Origin of the sequence: Loigolactobacillus zhaoyuanensis, from assembly GCF_003946385.1 — a bacterium.
Lineage (GTDB): Bacteria > Bacillota > Bacilli > Lactobacillales > Lactobacillaceae > Loigolactobacillus > Loigolactobacillus zhaoyuanensis.
The window spans coordinates 1-6,493 of the sequence record NZ_RHOE01000097.1 but is presented as its reverse complement, the minus strand read 5'-3'; the positions used below and the strand labels follow the sequence as shown (position 1 = coordinate 6,493).

Sequence of the window (6,493 nt, the reverse complement as noted above, 5' to 3'; positions counted from 1 at the left end):
AAAACAGTCTCAGAGGAATATATTTACTGGTTTAATCACCAAAGGATTTCCTTGAAAACAAAAGGTATGTCCCCGTGTGAATACCGAGAACATACCTTAGCAGCGTAGAAATATTTACTTTTGTCTAACTTTTGTGTTGCACTTCAAAAGCTTTTCAAATACTGCTAATTTGGTTTGATAGTAATTTTCACTCTACTGCGATAATGATGCGTATTTTAAAATTTAACGCGTTTGTAAGGAGCCGATACACAACAAGTACCCTGCAAAATCGCCCAGTCTTTTTCGATTGTCAGATTCAATTCCACCTAAGTCAGCAACCCAGGTGCTATCCCAGCCTTTTATGTCCATATATCTTTTGAACGGCGTTAGCGTTGCGATGAAGGCATTATGTTGTGTTGTCCGTAAATCGTCTTGCGCAACTTTATCACTATAGGATAAAAGTAGCCATGCGTTGCGAATCTGGATATACTTGCTGGCATTTACAATCACATCATTCCATAATTCTTTAAAAATCGAATCGTTCGTATCGACGCTGCTCATTATTTTATTGTAAATGGTGACTGCTGCTTCGAAGGCCAAACTATCTTGCCTTGCCAAATATTCATCATAATTAAACATATCAAGCCGCCTTTTTTCATTATTTATTCTATTACACGCGTAATACTAATTTAGCGGTAATTAACCTTTATACTCAAACGAAAAATCCTGTGACAACTTTTTAACGGGTCGCCACAGGACTAGACTTGTTGAAAATAAACTAACACCAAGTTAGCACAAGCTTAAAAGAAGTTCTCGATCACAAAATAACCAATCAATGCAGCTACTAACGCAATACCAATTGCAGCAGCTAAATTCACGAAAAAGCTCAGACCACTGAACGCCACTATCAAAATCAGTACCGCCATACCAATGGCGTGGGTAACCGATTTTGAACGAACTTTCTTTGTTCCGCTCCACGGATTTAGTCCTTTAGACTTCAAGCGGAAGTAATTAAAGCCAATCAACAAGAGCGTAACAATACTATAGCCCAGGCAGGTAGAGCCCATAGCAGTAGCTGATAGGTTAAGGCTGTCCATCGAAACAGACAATATTGTCCACCAAATTGCTGTCGCCCATAATAATAGTACGACTCGCTTAAACTTACTAAGTGAATGGTGGAGCCAACCATAGTGCTTTGGAGAAACACGGAACAAGAACCACCATAAAATGGCCACCGGTAGTGCAAAAATTAAAATTGCTAGTCCAATCGCTAAGCCGGCCCCACCAGTATCTGTATCCTCCACAAATTCATAGGTTCCGTCACCATTTTTATAAACTTTTCCAGTCGCCATCTTCATTCACGCTTTCTATTTAAAACTTGTAATACCTTCACGTACATCTGCTGCAGTGATACTGTTAAGCGACGCTGGATCTGCGTCCATTGATCCATCTGCCACGATTCTAAGGTCACGCGTCTGGCTGATAAACTGTAAAACATTCCGGATCCAACGCCCGTTACCGTCTACTTTGTTATCTTTCTTCGCCTGGCTAATGAAAGCATCAAGCTCGCGACGACCATCTTCAGCCAGCTTTTGGTTCTGCTGCTTTAACTGTAAATTAGCGATTGCAATCAGTTCTTGCTCACTGTAATCAGGAAATTCGATCTTATTAACAAAGCGGCTCGGTAACCCCGAATTTGCTTGCAATAACTGTTCCATCTCAGCAGTATAACCGGCCATGATCACAATTAAATCCGCCCGATAATCGTCCATATCTTTGACCAAGGTTGTGATAGCCTCTTTCTTATACCCATCACCACCACTGCTTGGATCTAGCTCGTAAGCTTCGTCAATAAAAAGCACCCCGCCTTTAGCCGACATAATTAATTCGTGCGTTTTCGGCGACGTCTGACCCGTGTACTCGCCGATCATATCTTTTGCAGTAGCTTCTTTAAGTGCTGACTTTTTAATAATTCCGTTATCATATAAAATCTGGGCTAAAAGTCGGGCAACTTGTGTTTTACCCGTTCCAGCGGCACCGCTAAAAATCAAGTGTAAGCTATTTGTCGCAATATTTTGCCCTAGCTCTTTACGCTTCTTATTGACGATACTGGTCGCAATATAAGCTTTAACCTTCTTCTTCACCTCTTCGAGACCGATCATCTCGTCAAGCTTTTCTTGCGCTGTTTTTTGCTTGGGTTGCGGTGTGAAAGTTTTTCTGTAAGTAAACTTGCTGCCCTTCCAAGTGAATTTCGAATCTTCACTTTCAAAATTCCACTTATTAACATCGTTATAGTTAGTAAAATTGACATTCCCCGACAGAACTCGATTTCGCCACTTGTTTACGATCTGCCAGTCGCCGCTTAGGTTAACGACAACGTTTTTATTTTTAGGGGCAACTTGAAACAATTTAGCGTTTTCTGCATACTGCTTCAATAAATCCGGGGTGCAGTCAGGCGTGACGACTTGCTTAATGGTTGTATCCCCATAAATTTTTAACCCAGTAACAACTTTCAAGTTCAATGCTTGATTTATGTCCAAGCTCATATCCATCATGAATTCATTAATTAAAATACGTTTTCCGCGGGTGCTGATACTGCTCTCTAAAGCATTTAATCTTTGAATTTCTCCAAAAATATTTAAATTTGTATTCACTGCATCTAGTTTTTCTAAACTAAGCTCGGTTGCTGACCAAGCCTTATTTTCCAATAAGGCGATCATATTTTCAGGCGCTTCAGAATTGCCTAGGCGTAGGGATGTCCCAACTAATTTCTTTGTATATAATTTCCCATAATCAATGGTCACATTATCACAGCGTAATTGGGCAAACGAAAACTTCAAACTTGATACCGCGGGGTAAGCATTAGTAAATGTTTGATGTGTAAACGTACAGTCTTCCAGATACAGCTCTATCCCTGCAGAGCGAGTAGTAATTGCGTTTGCTTTTTCGCCAATGACAAAATTGCAATTTTTAATTTTACAGTGATTATAAAGCTGTAAACCGGCTTCCGCATTTTCGACATGGAACGTGTGCCCCTGGCCATCGATCGTAATAGCCGCATTGATTGTGACCGAATCAATAATATCCGAAATCAGTACGACGGTATCACCATTTTGTAATTTACCCGCTATTTCCAGCAAGGCAGCTTCTTTAGGCTTATTACCCAATAACCGACCAATCTTATAGTTCATTTCGTACCCCCACATATAATAAATATCTACTTAAAAAACATTGATCCTGTTTATTCCTTGTAATAGGCCTGGGTACCAACACCAGATTGTCCACCGCCTAAAATTAAGCGATCACGTGTATCGTCAGAATCATCAGTCCCATATAGCGATGCAGCATCTGGTAATTTTATATTTTGGGGCACGATCAGTAATGGCGTGAAGGGCCCAGCGCTAGGATCAAAAGTACCGATTCCGCTTGTCATGTATCCGTTGGTAACCTCACCTGATGTTATTACTTCTGGATAACTGTTATTATCTGCCCCGCTGACAACGGCACCCTTTGAATAATAAGCTGTACTGTCAGCTGGTTTATCCATAGTCTTATCCGTGACAACAATGGTTTTACCATCATGAGCATTTTTCCAAGTACCAACAAGGCTGGAAAAATCATTTTGGGCAAGTTGATCAAGATTTAAATTTGCTTTGGTTGTAGCCGCGACTTGCTTCGTTGCGTTTTGGGTAAAAATTTCAGTATAGTTATTGTTACTGGTCCAGATAGCAATGATATTTTGATTATTGCCAATTGGGCCGCTAGCCGTTTTAAAATCATTCGTTGTTCCCTTAGGATAAAAAGTAACGGACCAGTTGATTGCTACACTTTGATCGTTCAGATTTGCCGTCAACACATTATCTTTTGTTTGGAATGATAAGTTATGGCTACCGGCATTATCGGTCAACGCTTGATCTCGGATACTGATCGAATCACTTGTAATGGTATTTTTTGAAATATTAAGACTGCCAGTTCCGCCCTCTATAACCCTCATACCCGGTCGTTCAGCTAACATAGGCGACTGATAGCCTATTTGCGTCCAATTGCCAAGCAAACTACTGTAATCACCTTTTTTAATTTGGGTAAGGTTCATTACTTTTACTTTTTTTGGCTTAGTGAAGTGAACCCCCGGTATTGGACCAGAATCCAATACCGGGGGTTTTACTATGACTAAATATACTAAGCAGTTTAAACTGCAGGTGGTTCAAGACTATCTCACTTCTTCGTTAGGGATTGTATTGATTGCTAGAAAGTACCAGTCATATTATCAGATGAACCCATGGAAAGACTCCCTTTATGCAGTTCATATTTACCGCGCTCATTGTCATAATAAGAAACGCGCTGTAATGGGAAGAAATTGAACACGCTAACTTCGCCAGTAGTCGGACCGTACCCACCACCAGACAGTTCGCGCAGTGTCGTCATATAGACCGTTTTTTTTGCAATTAGCTGTTTTAAATACTTTTGACTGCTGTTAGCCGACTTTGATACCGAATTAGCGACTTGTTTGAAGTCACCTGCTTGATAGACAAAGGTGTATAAGGCCAGCTGTTCCTGCCTATCGACCCAAACATTGAGTTTAGTACCTGCCGCCAAATGGTCGACCTTTAACTCACTAGCCAGATTATCACGAATCAGCTGTCCCGTTTCATTAGCAGCATAGCCGTAACTCATGCTGCGGTTGGCCGTAAAAGATAAATCGAGCTCGTGACCCACTAAACCTAAAGTAACCGCCGCTTGCAAAGCTGCTTGTTCTTTTACGCCTTTTTCAGTGTTAAGTTGTGCGTAGTGCTGCATAGAGACTTTTTTTTGTGCAGTGGTTGGCGTGAAGGCCACATTATTGACCTGAAAAGGCCCATTGCCATCAGTTTGACGTAGATAGTAGTCATTGGCGGCAGCGGGAAAATTAATTACGCTAGCGAACACACCATTTGTCAGATCATCTAGCGCCTGATTCGTCGAATTGACCCACGGCTTATTTTTAGTTTCTTGGGCTGGATAAAAAGCTAACTTTACGGGCTGCTCCACCTTATTTTCCGTAATACTATTTTGTAAAAATGGACTACGTTGATAATCAGCGTGCGTAAATTTGACTGTTGCTTGACTAGTAACGCCGATTGCTAGGTGATGGTATTGATATGTGATCAATTGTGGCGTTAGCTGATAAACCGCCTGATAATATTGCTTGATTATCGCCGTTCGTACCGTTTCCGCCGCTGCACGTTTCGTCTGTTGTCCATGGACTGTTGACCTACCAAACAATCCCAATATCAATAAACCGATCAACAGAATAAGTTGCCTTTTTTTCCTCATCCCTAATCCCCTATCTTTATGACATAGAATTCGACCACGCCTTCAATTACGGCTGGCATTAAAATTGAATTGGTGCACCGTATTCAAGTGGTTGCTTCTTATTATCAAACTCAACCGTCACTGAATGATCAGGTAGCTTTTCCGTCTGTTCATCGCCAACTATGGCAGCGAAACTATAGCGAAAATACTTAACTTGTTGTACATCATCTAGCGTTTGTTTGAAACAAAAATAAATGTATTGACTGCGATTCTTATGCCGTGGCATGCCACCATCCATAATAAAACTGGCTGCTGGCTCATAACTAGTCCCTAAGTTAGTCACCAATCGGCCTTGACTTGGATAGTAATAATTATCATATTTACCCGTTTTGATCGTGATTTGAAAAACAACTGCACCATTGACTGACACTTGATCCTTGCCCATATCGATCATCGTTGGTTGAAATTTTGCCACCCATGCCTGATCCAGCGTAATCTGGGAATCCATCCATTTTAGTTTCTCCGAACTGAGTACCAGCGGCCATACTTCAATCAAATCACTTTCAGGTGGATCAGTTAGCGGAATTTTACCAGAACTAGGGATAAATCGATTGCTGACAACTGAACTTTTTAACGTGGTGTCCATGGCATCACTGAAGCTATCATACGGTGTGATCTGCCCTGCAGCTGCTTTCTTCTTGCTAACTGCAGTAGAACTGCTTTTTACCGCCTGCCGCTTATCTGCCACCGCCTGGTTTGCCAAGACTACGCCTGACAAAATGATTATCAATAGGCCTAACGACAGCAAAACCCACCGCCACACCTTTTTACTTTTTCGTGATGCTTGTGCGATGACAGCACCGTTATGCCATTTAAAAATCGCAAAACTCAACCCACTCACCAGCAAAATAATGACCAGCCGTAACAATAAACTTAAACTCGTTTGCAGCGTCAACGAGAGGCTACGGTGTAAAACGATTGCATCAAAAAGTAGTTCGTCGATCTTAGTCAATACCCAATAAAGGCCGCCAGCTAAGCCGAGAAACAACAGCACGCTACGTATTTTTTTGCCTCTTGAATTTATACTTTAAGTGCAACAAAAGAGACTCATGATATGAATCCCTGTAAAATGGTGTTTGCGAAGACAACCATCGAAGGGAGCACATAATCATGAACCCATACAAACATCTTACCATGAGTGAACGCGAAACGATATTCCTGA

7 protein-coding genes and 1 pseudogene are annotated in these 6,493 nt (G+C 41.3%); 1 reads left to right on the top strand and 7 read right to left on the bottom strand.

Features of this window, described 5'->3' with window-relative positions:
* The coding region (locus EKM76_RS12515; RefSeq protein ID WP_164507642.1) for an IS3 family transposase at positions 1-108 on the top strand (108 nt) is incomplete at its 5' end.
* Positions 109-222: 114 nt separating this feature from the next.
* On the opposite strand, the gene EKM76_RS12510 is transcribed toward EKM76_RS12515, so the two are convergent.
* From EKM76_RS12510 to EKM76_RS12485, 7 genes and pseudogenes are all read right to left on the bottom strand, one after another.
* Entirely contained in the window at positions 223-618 is a 396-nt protein-coding gene (locus EKM76_RS12510; RefSeq protein ID WP_125550938.1) for a hypothetical protein, read from the bottom strand.
* 161 nt (positions 619-779) lie between these two features.
* Positions 780-1,331, bottom strand: a complete 552-nt coding sequence (locus tag EKM76_RS12505) for a hypothetical protein (protein WP_125550937.1) — start codon at positions 1,329-1,331, stop codon at positions 780-782.
* A 15-nt stretch (positions 1,332-1,346) separates the two neighbouring features.
* Positions 1,347-3,170: an AAA family ATPase gene (locus EKM76_RS12500; RefSeq protein ID WP_164507658.1), complete on the bottom strand. Its 1,824-nt coding sequence runs from the start codon at positions 3,168-3,170 to the stop codon at positions 1,347-1,349.
* Positions 3,171-3,220: 50 nt separating this feature from the next.
* Positions 3,221-3,973, bottom strand: a complete 753-nt coding sequence (locus tag EKM76_RS12495) for a DUF6287 domain-containing protein (protein WP_164507657.1) — start codon at positions 3,971-3,973, stop codon at positions 3,221-3,223.
* Between the two features lie 45 nt (positions 3,974-4,018).
* Positions 4,019-4,072: pseudogene (locus tag EKM76_RS13870) on the bottom strand (DUF6287 domain-containing protein); the annotation flags it as partial.
* Between the two features lie 152 nt (positions 4,073-4,224).
* Positions 4,225-5,292, bottom strand: coding sequence for a hypothetical protein (locus EKM76_RS12490; RefSeq protein ID WP_125550934.1), 1,068 nt, complete (start codon positions 5,290-5,292; stop codon positions 4,225-4,227).
* 58 nt (positions 5,293-5,350) lie between these two features.
* Positions 5,351-6,283 (bottom strand): hypothetical protein, encoded by a 933-nt coding sequence (locus EKM76_RS12485; protein ID WP_164507656.1) that lies wholly within the window; start codon positions 6,281-6,283, stop codon positions 5,351-5,353.
* Positions 6,284-6,493: the final 210 nt, after the last annotated feature.

Coding starts and splice junctions, on each gene's coding strand:
- EKM76_RS12510 (WP_125550938.1), bottom strand. CDS start 618: ATGTTTAATTATGATGAATATTTGGCAAGGCAAGATAGTTTGGCCTTC.
- EKM76_RS12505 (WP_125550937.1), bottom strand. CDS start 1,331: ATGGCGACTGGAAAAGTTTATAAAAATGGTGACGGAACCTATGAATTT.
- EKM76_RS12500 (WP_164507658.1), bottom strand. CDS start 3,170: ATGAACTATAAGATTGGTCGGTTATTGGGTAATAAGCCTAAAGAAGCT.
- EKM76_RS12495 (WP_164507657.1), bottom strand. CDS start 3,973: ATGAGGGTTATAGAGGGCGGAACTGGCAGTCTTAATATTTCAAAAAAT.
- EKM76_RS12490 (WP_125550934.1), bottom strand. CDS start 5,292: ATGAGGAAAAAAAGGCAACTTATTCTGTTGATCGGTTTATTGATATTG.